Source organism: Burkholderia sp. B10 (assembly GCF_004368385.1).
In the GTDB taxonomy this organism is placed as follows: domain Bacteria; phylum Pseudomonadota; class Gammaproteobacteria; order Burkholderiales; family Burkholderiaceae; genus Burkholderia; species Burkholderia vietnamiensis.
Genome location: NZ_PQMX01000006.1, coordinates 1 through 16,575, shown reverse-complemented (window position 1 = coordinate 16,575; position 16,575 = coordinate 1). Strand labels below are relative to the sequence as shown.

The window sequence follows — 16,575 nt, the reverse complement described above, 5'->3', positions numbered from 1 at the left end:
TCTCCCCTTTGCCCGCGCACCGCGCCGCGCCGCCGCGCAACGGAGACGCCTACGAAGCGAAGCGCGCCCTTGCCGCGCAACTCCCGGTAAAATAGCGGGTTGTCATCCATTTCGGCCGTCCGCCCAATTCCCGTGTTCAGTTCCCTCTACCCGCTGGCCCGCGCATCCCTGTTCAAGATGGATGCGGAAGACGCTCATCACCTCACGCTGCGCGCGCTCGGCGCGGCCGGCCGCACGGGCCTCGCGTGCGCGCTGTCGGCCCGCGTGCCCGATGCGCCGCGCACCGTGATGGGGCTCACGTTCCGCAACCCGGTCGGCCTCGCGGCGGGCCTCGACAAGGACGGCGCGGCCATCGACGGCCTCGCCGCGCTCGGCTTCGGCTTCATCGAGGTCGGCACGGTCACGCCGCGGCCGCAGCCGGGCAATCCGCGCCCGCGCATGTTCCGGCTGCCGCAGGCCGACGCGCTGATCAACCGGATGGGCTTCAACAACCACGGCGTCGACCAGTTCGTGAAGAACGTCCAGGCGGCCCGCTATCGCGGCGTGCTGGGTCTGAACATCGGCAAGAACGCCGACACGCCGATCGAGCGCGCGGCCGACGACTACCTGTACTGCCTCGAACGCGTGTATCCGTTCGCGAGCTACGTGACGATCAACATCTCGTCGCCGAACACGAAGAACCTGCGCCAGCTGCAAGGCGCCGGCGAGCTCGACGCGCTGCTCGCCGCGCTGAAGGACAAGCAGCAGCGGCTGGCCGACCTGCACGGCAAGCTGGTGCCGCTCGCGCTGAAGATCGCCCCCGATCTCGACGACGAGCAGGTCAAGGAAATCGCCGACACGCTGCTGCGCCACAAGATCGAAGCGGTCATCGCCACCAACACGACGCTGTCGCGCGCAGCCGTGCAAGGGCTGCCGCACGCGGACGAAGCCGGCGGGCTGTCGGGCCGGCCGGTCTTCGACGCCTCGAACGAAGTGATCCGCAAGCTGCACGCCGAACTCGGCAGCGCGGTGCCGATCATCGGCGTCGGCGGCATCTTCTCCGGCGACGACGCCCGCACGAAGCTCGCCGCCGGCGCGTCGCTGGTCCAGCTGTATACCGGCTTCATCTATCGCGGCCCGGCGCTCGTCGCCGAATGCGTGAAGGCAATCGCCGCCGAGCGCGCCGCGTAATATAGCCATAATCAAACGATATTTAGTAGCCGATTGCATTCTTGCTATGATCGGCGTCACTGTCCGAATCACGCCCGCTGGGGCAAGGAAGCTCACACGATGAAAATTTCGCTGCTGAAGAAGCTGCTGGTCGCCGGCCTGGTCGGCACGTCGTTCGCTGCTGCCACCGCGCACGCGGCCGACCTCCTCGACGAGGTCAAGCAACGCGGCACGCTGCGCGTCGGCCTCGAAGGCACGTTCCCCCCGTTCAACTCGAAGAGCCCGCAGGGCGAGCTCGTCGGCTTCGACGTCGACATCGCGAAGGCCGTCGCCGCGAAGCTCGGCGTGAAGGCCGAGTTCGTGACGACCGAATGGAGCGGGATCATCGCGGGCCTGCAGGCTGGCAAGTTCGACGTGATCGCCAACCAGGTTGGCATCACCGACAAGCGCAAGGAAACGCTCGACTTCTCGCCGGCATATACGTACTCGTCCGCGCAGCTGATCCAGCGCAAGGACGACACGCGCCAGTTCAAGTCGCTCGAGGATCTGAAGGGCAAGAAGCTCGGCGTCGCGCTCGGCACGAACTACATGGACATGGCGAAGTCGGTGCCCGGCATCGACGTGAAGACGTACCCGGGCGCGCCCGAGTATCTGCGCGACCTGGCGGCCGGCCGTCTCGACGCGGCGCTGAACGACCGTCTGATGCTCGCGTATCTGACGAAGAACTCGCAGCTGCCGCTGCGCCCGGGCGCGAACGTCGGCTCGGCGAACCCGTCGGGCATCCCGTTCAAGAAGGGCAACCCGAAGTTCCAGAAGGCGATCGACGACGCGATGACGCAACTCGAAGCCGACGGCACGTTCACGAAGATCTCGGACAAGTGGTTCGGCATCGACGTGACGAAGCCCGTCAAGTAAGCACGCCTCTGTTTCCCGCCTGACGGCGGGCTGGAATGGGCGGCATCCGAAACGATGCCGCCCTTTGTTTTATTCGTCCGGTTTATGATTGCGCTTTCGCGCACGCACTCGATTCGCCATCCATGTCGACAACGTCCCTGCTCGTCCAATCGCTGCCGGTGCTCGCCCAGGGCGCCGTGCTGACCGTCAAGTTCGCCGTGCTGTCGATGGTGTTCGGCCTGCTCGGCGCGGTCGTGCTCGCGATGATGGGCATCCGGCAAAGCGAAGCGCTCGAAGGCTTCGAACGGATCTGGGTCAACGCGCTCGCATGGCTCGCTCGCGGCTACGTGAGCCTGATGCGCGGCACGCCGCTGCTCGTGCAGATCTTCGTCATCTATTACGGGCTGCCGAGCCTCGGCATCTCGCTCGATCCGACGCCGGCCGGCGTCATCGCGCTGTCGGCGAACGTCGCGGCGTACATGTCGGAAAGCATGCGCGGCGCCATCAACGGGATCGCGCGCGGCCAGTGGCTGGCCGCCTACAGCCTCGGGCTGTCGTGGTCGCAGACGCTGCGCTACGTGATCGGTCCGCAGGCGCTGCGCATCGCGGTGCCGAGCCTGTCGAACAGCCTGATCAGCCTGATCAAGGACACGTCGCTCGTGTCGGTGATCACCGTCACCGAACTCCTGCGCAGCGCGCAGGAAGTGATCGCGGCGACCTATCAGCCGCTGCCGTTGTATCTGGCCGCCGCGGCCGTGTACTGGGTGCTGTGCCAGATCCTCGAATGGGTCCAGCGCTGGTACGAGAAGCGCCTGTCGCTGCCCGGCCGGCACTGAACGCCGCGCTGCGCTTCGCGGCCGGCGCGGCCAGCCTGCTCTCTCCCTACTCGCCCGAATAGCGCACGCCGAGCGCCGCGCGTGCCGCATCGGTCATCGCGATCATCTGCCGCGAATGGTCGTGCGTCATGATCGGGCTCTCGAGCGCGCCCGCGCGCAGCAATTCGCAGAAATGCGCGGTTTCGTAATTGAGGCCGCCGCCTTCGACCGGCGCATCGAGTTCGACGGTACGGCCGTCCGCGTAGCGGATCGTCGCGCGCGCCGGGTTCCACCACTTCTCGTGAATCGTCACGTGCCCGCCGGCCGCCGCCAGCAACGCGTCGCCGCGCCCCATCACGTCCAGCCCGCAAAAGAGCTGCGCGATGCCACCGCTCGCGTGGCGGCTGTTCAGGCTCGCGAATACGTCGACACCGGTCGCACCGACGCGGCCGAGCGTCTGCACGTCGTGCACCGCGCCGAGCCAGTCGACCGCGAGAAACGCTTCGTAGATGCCGATGTCCAGCAACGCGCCGCCTGCGCGGTCGAGCCGATAGACGGAATGCTCGGCCGGCACCGTCGATGACGCGCAGCCCGCGCGCACGAGCCGGATCTCGCCGATCGGGTCGTCATCGAGATGCGCGCGCAATCGTCGGTACAACGGAAAGAACGGCGGCTTCATCGCCTCCATGAAAAGCCGCCCCGCCACGCGTGCCGCGTCGAGCACGGCATCGAGCTGCGCTGCGTTCAGCGTCGCGGGTTTTTCGCACAGCACGGCCTTGCCGGCCGCGAGCGCGGCCTGCGCGTACTGCGCATGGCTGTCGTGGAGTGTCGCGATGTAGACGGCGTCGATATCGCTTGCCAGCAGTGCATCGAGGCTCGCGGCCGGCGTGCCGCCGCAGCTGTTGCAGAACGCGATGGCGGCGTCGGCGCGGCGCGCCCACACACCGCTGAGTACGGCGCCGGGCACGTGCGAGAGGCTTTGCGCGAAACGGTGGGCGATGCTGCCTGCGCCGACGATGCCGAAGCGCACCGGGCGGTCGTTCAAGTCGTTCATCGGATCTTCCGTGGCGGTCGTATGACGGTGGCCGGCGCACAGCCGGCCGGCCGTCATGATACGCGCACCGGCTCGCCGATGAACGACCCGTGCAGCGTCACGCCCGCACCGGCACGTCGACGGAGAAGTCGCGCGAGATCTCGTCGGCGCTGAAGTCGATCAGCGCGAGCGAGGCGGCCTCGGCCTCGCGCGGATCGCGTCGTTCGATCGCGTCGACGACGCGCGCATGGGCCTTCACCGCGATGTCGTGCGCACCTTCCTTCTGCACGACGCGCGGATTCACGAGCCGCACCGCGCCTCGCACGATCGCCGCCATCTGCTGGAAGAACTGGTTGCCGCTCGCCTGGACGATGCGCGTATGCAGCAGCTCGTCCGCGGTGTCGTAGTTCGGGTCGCCCGGCTGCAGCACCTTGAACGCCTCGAATGCCTCGCGAATCCCGGCGATGTCGACCGCCGTCGCGCGCACGGCCGCCTGGGCGGTGGCGCGCGGCTCGATCAGCATGCGGAATTCGATCACGTCGCGCATGAACTGCGGGTCGGGCTTCGCACGAAACCGCCAGCTCACGACGTCTTCATCGATCATCCGCCAATCGCGCATCGGCCGAACCCGCGTGCCGACTTTGGGACGCACGTCGAGCATGTCGCGCGCCAGCAACATCGACAATGCTTCGCGCATGACCGTGCGGCTGACGTCGAACTCTTTCGACAACACATCCTGCGGCGGCAAAATGCCGCCGTACTTGTCCTCGACGATACCCGCGACAAGTCCATCCATCACTTTAGCGACCAGTGACCGGTCTTTGCCCTGCTCCATGACACCTCCCCGTGCGTCTATTTGCGAATAACTGCTCCGCAGTTCCGCCGGCCCTGGTTACGACTGTTCTTATGATCTATAAGTTGATGAGTTCGGAGATATTTCGCTATCTGGTAAACACCTGACAGGGTTATCCCTCTTTTATATGGAGTGATTTATAAGGCCTCAAAAAAAGCCCGGGAAGCGCTCTGCGCTTGCCGGGCGGGCCATTGAACAATATTTAAACATGCAGTCCGTTACGACTCGTGACGCAACTACGGACTGCTTCTCATTCAGAAACGATTAAGCGGGGTAAATAATCGTTTCAACGCCGTTTTCCGTGCCGAGCAGGCACAGGTTCGCGCCGCGCTCGGCAAACAGGCCGACCGTCACGACGCCCGGCCACGCGTTCACCTTCGCCTCGAATGCGCGCGGCTCCGCGATCTGCAGCCCTTTGACGTCGATGATCTCGTTGCCGTTGTCGGTGATGTACGGCGCGCCGTCCTTCGTCACGCGCAGCACCGGCACCCCGCCGAGCGCGGCGACGCGCCGGCCGATCGCCGTGCGCGCCATCGGCACGACTTCGATCGGCAGCGGGAAGGCGCCGAGCACCGGCACGCGCTTGCTGCCGTCGGCGATGCAGACGAACGTATCGGCCACCGACGCGACGATCTTCTCGCGCGTCAGCGCACCGCCGCCGCCCTTGATCATCGCGCCGCTCGCGTCGATCTCGTCGGCGCCGTCGACGTACACCTGCAGCGCGTCGATCTCGTTCAGATCGAACACCTTGATGCCGTGCGATTTGAGCCGCTCGGTCGTCGCGACGGAGCTCGATACGGCGCCACGATAGCGCGACTTGACGGCCGCGAGCGCATCGATGAAGCAGTTGGCGGTCGAGCCGGTGCCGACGCCGATCACCGCGCCTTCGGGCACGTTCTGGATCACATAATCGGCGGCCGCCTGGCCGACCAGGCGTTTGAGTTCGTCTTGAGTCATGGTGGAAATGCTGCGGGATGGCGAAAAGGCGCCAGTTTACCGGACTCGGACCACGGCCCACGCTTTTTCGGCGCGGGAGGTGCCGGCGATCAAGGTGCGCCGGGCGCCGTCGCGTCGCCGCCAGCCGGCGTGCCGGGGAAATACTTGTCGAGCAGCGCCTGCGCGATCGCGTCGGTGCCCGCATCCGGATTGCCGTCATAGTCGGACGGCCGGAAGTGCATCTGAAACGCCGCGAACACGCGCCGCGAGCGCTCATCGAGCACGCCATCGGTCGGGACGTCGTAACCGTAGCGCGCGAGCTTCAACTGCAGCTCGCGCACGTCGACGAGTGCATGCGGATCGCGCGTACCGAGCCGCGCGGCGACGGTCGCATCGTCGGGCCACGCGCCGACGCCGGCCTGCGCGAGCGCATGCCACGGAAAGAGCGGGCCCGGATCGATCTTGCGCTGCGGCGCGATGTCGCTGTGGCCGACCACACGCGTCGGCGGGATGCCGTAGCGCGCGACGATGTCCTTCGAGAGCCGGATCAGCGCATCGACCTGCTCCGGCGTGTACGGTTGCCAGCTGCGGTGCTGCGGATCGAGCGGCCCGCGGTTCACGTTCTCGATGCCGATCGACACCGCATTGAGCTCGGTCGTGCCCTGCCATGCGCTGACGCCCGCATGCCACGCGCGTTTCGATTCCGGAACGAGCTGGTACACGACGGGCTCACCGCGTTCGATGCGCGGTTGCGGCGGCACCACGTAGTGCACGCTGACCGAGTCGCCCGTCAGCGTGCGCAACGCTCGCACTTCGTCGCTTTCGGTGTAATGCATCACGAGGAAGCGGATGCGCGAATCGGCGCCGCGCGCGTGCAGGCTCGTGTCCGCGTAGTAGCTGCCGCGCTCGACCAACGAAGGCGACGCGCAGCCGGCCAGCATGCCGGCGATCGCGCACGACGCACCGATGCGCAACAGGAACCTGGTTCGCAGTGCGTCGAGCACGCGCCGCGCGCGATCGCGGCACGCGTGGTTCGGGTGAAGCGGCTTGCCCATACGCAACGCCGGGCGCGTCAGCCCTTCACGCGCCGCTGCCGTACCGCTTCGTACAGGCATACGCCGCTCGCGACCGACACGTTCAGGCTTTCGACGCTGCCGGCCATCGGGATGCTCATCACGTCGTCGCACGTGTCGCGCGTGAGCCGGCGCATGCCTTCGCCTTCCGCGCCCATCACGATCGCCACGGGGCCGTCGAGCTTCGTGTCGTACAGCGTGCCCGACGCTTCGTCGGCGGTGCCGATGATCCACACGCCCGCGTCCTTCAGCTCGCGCAGCGCGCGGGCGAGGTTGGTGACGGTGATGTACGGCACGGTGTCGGCCGCGCCGCTCGCGACCTTCGCGGCCGTCGCGTTCAGGCCGACGGCGCGGTCACGCGGCGCGATCACCGCATGGGCGCCCGCCGCGTCGGCGACGCGCAGGCACGCGCCGAGGTTGTGCGGATCGGTGACGCCGTCGAGCACCAGCAGCAGCGCCGGGCCCTGGATGCCGTCGAGCAGCTCGGACAGGTTCTGCGCGAGCGGAACGTCCTCGACGCGCGCGACGACGCCTTGATGGCGCTCGGTATGCGCGAGCCCCCACAGACGCGTTTCGTCGGCCGCGATCAGCCGCACGCCCGCTTCCTTCGCGGCGTGCAGGAACTCCTGCATGCGGCGATCGCGGCGCGTCTGGTCGTACAACACCTCCGCAACCGTCGACGCATCGTGCCGCATACGTGCGGTCACCGCATGGAAACCGTAAAGAACCTTCAGACGTGACATGACTGGAACAACCTTCGATCAAACGTGCGGCCGCGCAACGCGCGCGGCCGCGACCATGGAAAAGGAAAGCGCCGCGTGGCCGGCCGGCGGCCGGTGCAACGCGGCGTCTGTCGATACGGCGAGGGCGGCGCCGGCGCCGCCCCGTACGCTCAATACTTCTTGCGTGGGTGCGCCTTCTTGGCGGGCGTCTTCGCCGCCGCACCGCCCTTCTTCTTTGCGGCGCGCGCGGCACGTGCCTCCTTCACCGCGGCAGTCGGCGCGCTCGCCGCCTGCTTGCGGCGCGGCGCGGCTTCGTCCGCGGCCGGCAGCATGCGCAAGCGCGGGCCGCCGCGATCGCTGCCGTTGGCATTGGCGTTGCCATTGCCGCCCGCAGCGGGCGCCTGCGGCGCCGGACGCGGCGCCTTCACCGGCGTGTCGCGCACGAGGCGGAAGTCGATCTTGCGCGCGTCGAGATCGACGCGGCTCACCTGCACGCGCACGCGATCCGACAAGCGATAGCGGATGCCCGTGCGCTCGCCGCGCAGTTCGTTCTTGATCTCGTCGTACTGGAAATAGTCCGAGCCGAGCTCCGTGACGTGCACGAGCCCTTCGATGAACAGCGTGTCGAGCTGCACGAAGATGCCGAACGACGTGACGCCGTTCACCATCCCGCCGTACTCCTCGCCGAGCTTGTCGCGCATGAAGTAGCACTTGAGCCACGCTTCGACGTCGCGCGATGCTTCGTCGGCGCGTCGCTCGTTCGCCGAGCAGTGCAGGCCGAGCTCTTCCCAGATCGCCGTGTTCGGGCGCGAGCGGCCGCGCGTTTCGTCGTCGGCCTGCTGCATTGCGCGCGCGCGGGGCGACAGCGCGGTGTTCAGCTCGAAGCCTTCCGGCGCCTTCGGCGTGTACTTCTTGCCCGACAGGATCGCGTAGATCGCGCGGTGCGTGAGCAGATCGGGATAGCGGCGAATCGGGCTCGTGAAGTGCGCGTACGCCTCATAGGCGAGACCGAAGTGGCCGATGTTGTCCGGGCTGTACACGGCCTGCTGCATCGAGCGCAGCAGCATCGGCTGCAGCATCTGCGCGTCGGGCCGGTCGCGGATCTGCGCCATCAGCGCCGCATAGTCGCTCGCGTGCGGCTTCTCGCCGCCGCCGAGCGTCAGGCCCATGCCGCGCAGGAACGCGCGCAGGTTCTCGAGCTTCTCGGGCGTCGGGCCCGCATGGACGCGGTACAGGCCCGCATGCTTGTTGCGCTTCAGGAAATCGGCCGCGCAGACGTTCGCGGCCAGCATGCATTCCTCGATCAGTTTGTGCGCGTCGTTGCGCTGGCGCGGCACGATCTGCTCGATCTTGCCCTGCGAATTGCAGACGATGTACGTCTCGGTCGTGTCGAAGTCGATCGCGCCGCGCTTCTGACGCGCGGCGAACAGCGCCTTGTACACGCCGTACAGATCCTGCAGGTGCGGCAGGAGATCCGCGCGGCGCGCGGCTTCCGGCCCCTTCGTGTTCGACAGCACGGCAGCGACTTCGGTGTACGTGAGCCGCGCGGCCGAGTGGATGACGGCCGGATAGAACTGGTACGCCTTGATCTCGCCGCGCGCGGTGATCACCATGTCGCACGCGAGCACGCAGCGGTCGACCTGCGGATTCAGCGAGCACAGGCCGTTCGACAGCTTCTCCGGCAGCATCGGAATCACGCGGCGCGGGAAGTACACCGACGTGCTGCGCTCCAGCGCGTCGGCGTCGAGGCCGTTGCCGGGCTGCACGTAGTGCGAAACGTCGGCAATCGCGACGATCAGCCGGAAGCCGTCGCCGCGGCCGACCTTGGTGGGCTCGCAGTAGACGGCATCGTCGAAGTCGCGCGCGTCCTCGCCGTCGATCGTCACGAGCGGCACGTCGCGCAAATCGACGCGGAAGCGCAGATCGGCCGGCCGTACCTTGTCGGGCAGCGCGGCGGCTTCGTCGAGCGCCGGCTGGCTGAATTCGTGCGGCACGCCGTACTTGCGCACCGCGATCTCGATTTCCATCCCCGGATCGTCGATGTCGCCGAGCACTTCGACGACGCGGCCGAGCGGCTGCGAATGGCGGCTCGGGAAGTCGGTCAGCTCGACGACGACCACCTGCCCGACCTTCGCCTTCTTCACGTTCTGCGTGATCAGGATGTCGTGACCGATGCGCTTGTCTTCCGGTGCGACGATCAGCGCGCCGTTCTCGTTGAGCAGCCGGCCGATCACGCGCTTGTTCGCGCGCTCGGTCACTTCGACGACGTGACCTTCCGGGCGGCCACGGCGATCGTAGCCGACGATGCGCGCGAGCACGCGATCGTTGTGCATCACCTTCTGCATTTCGCCGTTGGGCAGGAACAGGTCGTCCTGACCGTCGTCACGGATCACGAAGCCGTAGCCGTCGCGATGCCCCTGCACGCGGCCGGCGACGAAGTTCGATGGGTGGGTGAGCTGATAGTGCCCGCGCTTGTCGAGGCGGATCTGGCCGTCGCGTTCCATCGCGGCGACACGCCGGAAGAACCCCTCGCGCTCCTGGCGCTTGATCGACAGCGCCTCGGCGATGTCGTTGGCGGCCAGCGGCGCGTCGCTCGTGCGCAGCACGCCCAGAATTTCTTCACGGCTCGGAATGGGGTACGGGTATTTGCTCAAGGGCTTGTCGATGGTTGTTCTCGTTGCGTTGACTGATGGTGCACGGCATCAACATAGAAGTGTCCGTCAGACAGTTCTATAGTGACGGCGGCGAGTCATTCTATCACCCGCCCGTGTCGCGAAATGACCCGAATGCCGCATGCATGCGCCGCCGCGCGCCGTTCACGGTGCATCGCAAAAAAGTGTTGACACGAATAATTGGGGCGCTATAATTTCGCTTCTTTGCAGCAAGCAGCTACTGCAAAACGTGCCCAGGTGGCGGAATTGGTAGACGCACTAGGTTCAGGTCCTAGCGGTGGCAACATCGTGGAGGTTCGAGTCCTCTCCTGGGCACCATCTGTTTTCGAAAAGGTCGGCTTCTAGCCGGCCTTTTTTATTTTCCGCGCGCGGTTCGATGAGATCGCCAGGTGCACTCGTTCAGCGGCGTGATGCGCGGCAACCTCACCCTGCACCATCGTGAAATCGCATCCGGAAAATATTATCGTTCGCAGCCTCAAATTCTGTTGACAGATCTCCCAGACACGCTAGAATAGCGGTCTTCGCATCGCAGCAAGCGAAACGTGCCCAGGTGGCGGAATTGGTAGACGCACTAGGTTCAGGTCCTAGCGGTGGCAACATCGTGGAGGTTCGAGTCCTCTCCTGGGCACCATCTGTTTTCGAAAAGGTCGGCTTCTAGCCGGCCTTTTTTATTTTCCGCGCGCGATTCGATGGGCTCGCCAAGTGCACGGGCTGGGGGAAGCCACGCGCATGCGGCGCGATTCATCCAGCGGCGTGATGCGCGGCAACTTCACCCTGCACCGCCGTGAAATTTCATCCGAAAAATATTATCGTTCGCGACCTCAAATTCTGTTGACAGATCTCTCAGACACGCTAGAATAGCGGTCTTCGTATCGCAGCAAGCGAAACGTGCCCAGGTGGCGGAATTGGTAGACGCACTAGGTTCAGGTCCTAGCGGTGGCAACATCGTGGAGGTTCGAGTCCTCTCCTGGGCACCATCTGTTTTCGAAAAGGTCGGCTTTTAGCCGGCCTTTTTTCATTTCTGCTCCCTGAACCACGATTCCCGATCGCGCCGACACGACGCGACCAGCCGCCCGGCATGCGTCGCATCCGCGCGGTAACGCGCCGGCAACCGCCCTCTCCCGCATGCCCCCACTCTCGTCACCAAGAAAAACCGGGATTTCCCTAGGCTGACATGACGCCGTCCACGCGGTTAAATAAATCAACATGATTTATTTAATGCGCCGACACCGGTGCGACATGGAAGGAGACGCGATGAGAAGCCCGCACATCGGTCAGGGCAGCAACTCGGCCAACGTGCGCCGTTACAACGAGCGCCTGTTGCTGAAGACGCTGCGCCGCGCGGGCAGCGCGTCGAAAGCCGATCTCGCCCGACTCGCGAACATGACCGGCACGGCCGTCGGCAGCATCATCGCGTCGCTCGCCGATGCGAAGCTGATCGAATTCGCCGGGCGCACCGAAGGCCAGCGCGGCCAGCCGGCGTCGCTGATCCGTCTCGATCCGCGCGGCGCGTTCGGCATCGGCGTCCATCTCGACCGCATGCGCATCGAGACGGCGCTCGTCAATTTCGCCGGCGACGTACTCGGCCGCCGTTCGCACGACACCCTGCTGCCGCCGCCCGCCGAAGTCATCGAGATCGTGCGCCACGACATCGACGCGATGCAGGCTCTGCTGCCCGCGCACGAACGCGCGCGGCTCGCGGGCATCGGCGTCGCCCAGCCGTACAACCTCGGCGCGTGGATGCGCGAGCTCGGCCTGGCGCCCGACACGTTCCGCGCGTGGGAAGACGTCGACTTCGCCAGCGACCTCGGGCGCACGGTGTCGCTGCCCGTGTTCGGCGAGAACGACGGCAACGCGGCCGCCATCGCCGAACTGTTCTACGGGTACGGCCGCCAGTGCGACGACTTCGTCTATCTGTTCATCGGCCCGGCGATCGGCGGCGGCATCGCGATCGACGGCGACTGCCTGCGCGGCGTGACGGGCAATGCCGGCGACATCGCCGTGATCCCCGTGCTGCCGAGCCGGCTCGCCTCCGCGCCGCCGCCACGCGGGCCGTGGGACATCCTGCTCGCGCGCGCGTCGCTGCATGCGCTGGTGCGCCATCTGCGCCATCACGGCGAGACGGTCGAAAGCCGCGCCGACCTCGAGGCGTGCATCGCCCGTGGCCTGCCGGCGGTGACCGAATGGATCGACGACTGCGTCGATGCGCTCGCACCGGCACTGCGTGCGGTGCTGTGCGTCGTCGATGCGCCGGTGGTCGTGCTCGACGCCGATACCGACGCGGGCCTGCTCGACGCGTTGACCAGCCGCCTGCGCGCTGCGCTCGTCGCCACCGCTCCGGAAGCGCGCGGCACGCCGACGCTCGTGCGCGGCACGTTCGGCGCCGACGCCGGCGCGATCGGCGCCGCGACGCTGCCGATGTACTTCAACTTCTCCCCGCGGGCCGGCATCCTCAGGGGCGCCCGCATCGAATCGCAGGAGGTCAACCATGTCGCGATCTGAGTCGCCGCGGCCGCTGCTCGAAATGCGCGGAATCAGCAAGACGTTCCCGGCCGTGCGCGCGCTCGACAATGTCAGCCTGACCGTCTATCCGGGCGAGATCCACTCGCTGATGGGCGAGAACGGCGCGGGCAAGTCGACGCTGATGAAAATCCTGTCGGGCGCGTATCGTGCCGACGCCGGCGGCGAAATCCTGATCGACGGCCAGCGCATCGACGTCGACGGCCCGCTCGCCGCGCGCGATGCCGGCGTCGCGGTGATCTATCAGGAGCTGTGCCTCGCGCCGAACCTCACCGTCGCGGAGAACATCTACGTCGGGCGCGAGCTGCGCCGCGGCAACCGGCGCTGGGGCACCATCGACCGCGCGGCGATGGCGCGCGGCTGCCAGGACGTGCTGGCGCGCCTCGGCGCGCCGTTCGGGCCGGACACGCTGGTCGGCACGCTGTCGATCGCCGAGCAGCAGCTCGTCGAGATCGCGCGCGCCGTGCATACCCGCGCACGCATTCTGGTGATGGACGAACCGACGACGCCGCTGTCGTCGCGCGAAACGGAACATCTGTTCGGCCTGATCCGCCAGCTGCGCGAGGAAGGCCTCGCGATCATCTACATCAGCCACCGAATGGCCGAGATCTACGAGCTGTCCGACCGCGTGTCGGTGCTGCGCGACGGCACCTACGTCGGCACGCTCGAGCGCGCGGCGCTGTCGGCCGACCGGCTCGTCGCGATGATGGTGGGCCGCGACATCTCCGGCTTCTACAAGAAGGAACACGCGCCGTACGACCCCGGCCACCTGCTGCTGTCGGTGCGCGACATCGCCGACGACGAGCGCGTGCGCGGCTGCAGCCTCGACCTGCACGCGGGCGAAGTGCTCGGCATCGCCGGGCTGGTCGGCGCGGGCCGCACCGAACTCGCGCGGCTGATCTTCGGCGCGGAGCCGCGCACGCGCGGCGAGGTGAAGCTCGGCGAGCGCACGTTCGGCGCACATTCGCCGCGCGATGCGATCGACGCCGGCCTCGTCTATCTGACCGAAGACCGCAAGCGCCAGGGCCTGTTCCTCGACATGAGCGTGCGCGACAACATCAACATCTCGGTGTGCAACCGCGACGCGCGGCTCGGCACGCTCGATCTCGCGCGCGGCGCCGAGCGCGCGCGCGACGCGATCGCATCGCTGTCGATCCGCGTGCCGCACGCGAACGTGAACGTCGGCGCGCTGTCGGGCGGCAATCAGCAGAAGGTACTGCTGTCGCGGCTGCTCGAGACCAAGCCGCGCGTGCTGATCCTCGACGAACCGACGCGCGGCGTCGACATCGGCGCCAAGTCCGAGATCTACCGGATCATCAACGAACTGGCCCGCGCGGGCGTCGGCGTGATCGTGATCTCGAGCGAGCTGCCGGAGATCATCGGCGTCGCCGACCGCGTGCTCGTGATGCGCGAAGGCGAAATCGCCGGCGAACTCGGCGGCCACACGCACACGCCGATCACGCAGGAAGCGATCATCGCGCTCGCGACCGGCTCGCAGGCCGAACTCGCCGACGCGCACTGACCGCGGCCCTCACTCACTCCTTCATCCAAGGTACCGACATGATCAACCAGCCCAAGCAACGGAACCTCGCTTCCGCGGCGGCCCAACCGGTCGCCACCCGCACGCCGCTGTTGCGCGGCGCCGATCATCGCGCACGCATGCAGTCGCTGCTGCGCACGGCAGGGATGCTGCCCGTGCTGCTGGTGCTGTGCATCGGCTTCGGCTTCCTGACCGACGGCTTCTTCACGCTGCAGAACCTGTCGATCGTCACGCAGCAGGCGTCGATCAACATCGTGCTGGCCGCCGGCATGACGTTCGTGATCCTGACGGGCGGCATCGACCTGTCGGTCGGCTCGGTGCTCGCCGCGTCGGCGGTCGCCGCGCTGCTCGCGTCGACGATCCCCGGCTGGGGCTGGCTCGGCGTGCCGATCGCGCTCGCCGTCGGCCTCGCGTTCGGCGCGATCAACGGCGGCCTGATCTCGTTCCTGCGCCTGCCGCCGTTCATCGTCACGCTCGGCGCGATGACGGCCGTGCGCGGCGTCGCGCGCCTGATCGGCAACGACACGACCATCTTCAACCCGCAACTGCCGTTCGCGTTCATCGGCAACGGCACGGTACTCGGCGTGCCCTGGCTCGTCGTGATCGCCTGCGCGGTGATCGCTCTGTCGTGGTTCATCCTGCGCCGCACCGTGCTCGGGATGCGGATCTACTCGGTCGGCGGCAACCCGGAAGCCGCGCGGCTGTCGGGCATCAACGTGCGCGCGATCCAGCTGTTCGTCTATGCGGCGTCGGGGCTGCTCGCCGGGCTCGGCGCGGTGATGTCGGCCGCCCGGCTCTACGCGGCCAACGGCCTGCAGCTCGGCCAGTCGTACGAGCTCGACGCGATCGCCGCGGTGATCCTCGGCGGCACGAGCTTCGTCGGCGGCGTCGGTTCGATCGTCGGCACGCTGATCGGCGCGCTGATCATCGCGGTGCTGACCAACGGCCTCGTGCTGCTGGGCGTATCGGACATCTGGCAGTACATCATCAAGGGGCTCGTGATCATCGGCGCCGTCGCGCTCGACCGCTATCGCCAGCGCGACTCGGCCCGCACCTGAGCCGCCCTTCCCGTTCAACCATCGGGGCGCAGGCAGGTCCTCCTGCGCCCGACCGCCAACGGACCTTCGGAGACACAACGACATGTTCAAGCACCAAGCCGCCCTGACCGCCGTCGCCTGCGCGCTCGCATTCGGCACCGCCGCCGCCCACGCGGCCGACAAGCCGCTGAAATCGATCGGCGTCACGGTCGGATCGCTCGGCAACCCGTACTTCGTCACGATCGTCAAGGGCGCCGAAGCGCGCGCGAAGCAGATCAATCCGAACGCGAAAGTCACCGCGGTGTCGGCCGACTACGATCTGAACAAGCAGTTCACGCAGATCGACAACTTCATCTCCGCGCACGTCGACATGATCCTACTGAACGCGACCGATCCGAAGGCGATCGAGCCGGCGGTGAAGAAGGCGCAGGCAGCCGGCATCACGGTGGTCGCCGTCGACGTCGCGGCCGCCGGCGCGAACGCGACCGTGCAGACCAACAACGTGAAGGCCGGCGAACTCGCGTGCGACTACCTCGCGAAGAAGCTCAACGGCAAGGGCAACGTGATCATCGAGAACGGCCCGCAGGTGTCGGCCGTGATCGACCGCGTGAACGGCTGCAAGGCCGTGCTCGCGAAGAACCCGGGCATCAAGCTGCTGTCGAGCGACCAGGACGGCAAGGGCTCGCGCGAAGGCGGGATGAACGCGATGCAAGGCTACCTGACGCGCTTTCCGAAGCTCGACGGCGTGTTCACGATCAACGATCCGCAGGCGATCGGCAGCGATCTCGCGGCGAAGCAACTGAACCGCCCGAACATCGTGATCACGTCGGTCGACGGCGCGCCCGACATCGAGGTCGCACTGAAGTCGAACACGCTCGTGCAGGCGTCGTCGAGCCAGGACCCGTGGGCGATGGCGCAACAGGCGGTGAACGTCGGCTACGGCATCATGAACGGTCAGAAGCCGGCCAACCCGATGATCCTGATCGAGCCGACGCTCGTCACGCGCGACAACGTGAAAGGCTACAAGGGCTGGACCAGCCCGCGCTGATCGCGGCGTACGTGCTCGCGTGCGGTGTCGGACGGGGCGTGTGGGCTGAGGGCGGATGCGGGTGGTCGCGGGGCACGAGTCGCACTGGCCGCATTCATTGGCGGCCCCGCGCCGTGGATCGCACGAGCGGCACGGGTGGCACGAGCGGCACGGGTGGCACGAGCGGCGCTGGCGGCACGGATTGCATTAGCCGCCGCCCGTCACGCCGCATGCAGCGCGACCGCCCGCCGCGCTTCGCGTCGACGCCGCCGGCGCGAGCGTCCCGCTTGCCCGTTACATATCC

13 protein-coding genes and 3 tRNA genes are annotated in these 16,575 nt (G+C 67.2%); 10 read left to right on the top strand and 6 right to left on the bottom strand.

The window, feature by feature from the left end:
• The first annotated feature begins 132 nt into the window (after positions 1 to 132).
• The 3 genes from C3Y15_RS04775 (at position 133) to C3Y15_RS04765 (ending at position 2,879) form a co-directional block, all read left to right on the top strand.
• Complete coding sequence (locus C3Y15_RS04775) at positions 133 to 1,170, top strand: quinone-dependent dihydroorotate dehydrogenase (protein ID WP_034193041.1); 1,038 nt, start codon at positions 133 to 135, stop codon at positions 1,168 to 1,170.
• A 99-nt stretch (positions 1,171 to 1,269) separates the two neighbouring features.
• Positions 1,270 to 2,064: a cystine ABC transporter substrate-binding protein gene (locus C3Y15_RS04770; RefSeq protein WP_011884668.1), complete on the top strand. Its 795-nt coding sequence runs from the start codon at positions 1,270 to 1,272 to the stop codon at positions 2,062 to 2,064.
• Between the two features lie 122 nt (positions 2,065 to 2,186).
• Entirely contained in the window at positions 2,187 to 2,879 is a 693-nt protein-coding gene (locus C3Y15_RS04765; protein WP_041493821.1) for an amino acid ABC transporter permease, read from the top strand.
• A gap of 46 nt (positions 2,880 to 2,925) precedes the next feature.
• On the opposite strand, the gene C3Y15_RS04760 is transcribed toward C3Y15_RS04765, so the two are convergent.
• The 6 genes from C3Y15_RS04760 to rnr all read right to left on the bottom strand — a co-directional run bounded on the left by C3Y15_RS04760 (position 2,926) and on the right by rnr (position 10,129).
• Complete coding sequence (locus tag C3Y15_RS04760; RefSeq protein ID WP_059460557.1) at positions 2,926 to 3,912, bottom strand: Gfo/Idh/MocA family oxidoreductase; 987 nt, start codon at positions 3,910 to 3,912, stop codon at positions 2,926 to 2,928.
• Between the two features lie 97 nt (positions 3,913 to 4,009).
• The gene (locus tag C3Y15_RS04755) at positions 4,010 to 4,726 is read right to left on the bottom strand and encodes a FadR/GntR family transcriptional regulator (RefSeq protein WP_011884662.1); all 717 of its coding nucleotides are present in this window, start codon (positions 4,724 to 4,726) and stop codon (positions 4,010 to 4,012) included.
• A gap of 282 nt (positions 4,727 to 5,008) precedes the next feature.
• Positions 5,009 to 5,701, bottom strand: coding sequence for a ribose-5-phosphate isomerase RpiA (rpiA, locus tag C3Y15_RS04750; RefSeq protein WP_011884660.1), 693 nt, complete (start codon positions 5,699 to 5,701; stop codon positions 5,009 to 5,011).
• An 89-nt stretch (positions 5,702 to 5,790) separates the two neighbouring features.
• On the bottom strand, positions 5,791 to 6,621 hold the full coding sequence (locus C3Y15_RS04745) for an N-acetylmuramoyl-L-alanine amidase (protein WP_046427142.1): 831 nt from the start codon (positions 6,619 to 6,621) through the stop codon (positions 5,791 to 5,793).
• A 131-nt stretch (positions 6,622 to 6,752) separates the two neighbouring features.
• Entirely contained in the window at positions 6,753 to 7,496 is a 744-nt protein-coding gene (rlmB, locus tag C3Y15_RS04740; RefSeq protein WP_011884657.1) for a 23S rRNA (guanosine(2251)-2'-O)-methyltransferase RlmB, read from the bottom strand.
• A gap of 149 nt (positions 7,497 to 7,645) precedes the next feature.
• Positions 7,646 to 10,129 carry a ribonuclease R gene (gene rnr / locus C3Y15_RS04735; protein ID WP_011884656.1) on the bottom strand — a complete coding sequence of 828 codons (2,484 nt, stop codon included), beginning with the start codon at positions 10,127 to 10,129 and terminating at the stop codon, positions 7,646 to 7,648.
• 249 nt (positions 10,130 to 10,378) lie between these two features.
• Here rnr and C3Y15_RS04730 point away from each other — a divergent pair.
• From C3Y15_RS04730 to C3Y15_RS04700, 7 genes are all read left to right on the top strand, one after another.
• Positions 10,379 to 10,465 (top strand) — tRNA-Leu (locus C3Y15_RS04730).
• Between the two features lie 226 nt (positions 10,466 to 10,691).
• Positions 10,692 to 10,778, top strand: a tRNA-Leu gene (locus C3Y15_RS04725).
• 259 nt (positions 10,779 to 11,037) lie between these two features.
• Positions 11,038 to 11,124 (top strand) — tRNA-Leu (locus C3Y15_RS04720).
• A gap of 277 nt (positions 11,125 to 11,401) precedes the next feature.
• Positions 11,402 to 12,649, top strand: coding sequence for an ROK family protein (locus C3Y15_RS04715; RefSeq protein WP_045579474.1), 1,248 nt, complete (start codon positions 11,402 to 11,404; stop codon positions 12,647 to 12,649).
• Positions 12,636 to 14,189 carry a sugar ABC transporter ATP-binding protein gene (locus C3Y15_RS04710; RefSeq protein WP_014722957.1) on the top strand — a complete coding sequence of 518 codons (1,554 nt, stop codon included), beginning with the start codon at positions 12,636 to 12,638 and terminating at the stop codon, positions 14,187 to 14,189. The genes C3Y15_RS04715 and C3Y15_RS04710 overlap by 14 nt, the downstream gene beginning before the upstream one ends.
• Before the next feature lie 38 nt (positions 14,190 to 14,227).
• The gene (locus C3Y15_RS04705) at positions 14,228 to 15,265 is read left to right on the top strand and encodes a ribose ABC transporter permease (protein ID WP_011884653.1); all 1,038 of its coding nucleotides are present in this window, start codon (positions 14,228 to 14,230) and stop codon (positions 15,263 to 15,265) included.
• An 82-nt stretch (positions 15,266 to 15,347) separates the two neighbouring features.
• Positions 15,348 to 16,292 carry an ABC transporter substrate-binding protein gene (locus tag C3Y15_RS04700; protein ID WP_011884652.1) on the top strand — a complete coding sequence of 315 codons (945 nt, stop codon included), beginning with the start codon at positions 15,348 to 15,350 and terminating at the stop codon, positions 16,290 to 16,292.
• The last annotated feature ends 283 nt before the right edge of the window (positions 16,293 to 16,575 follow it).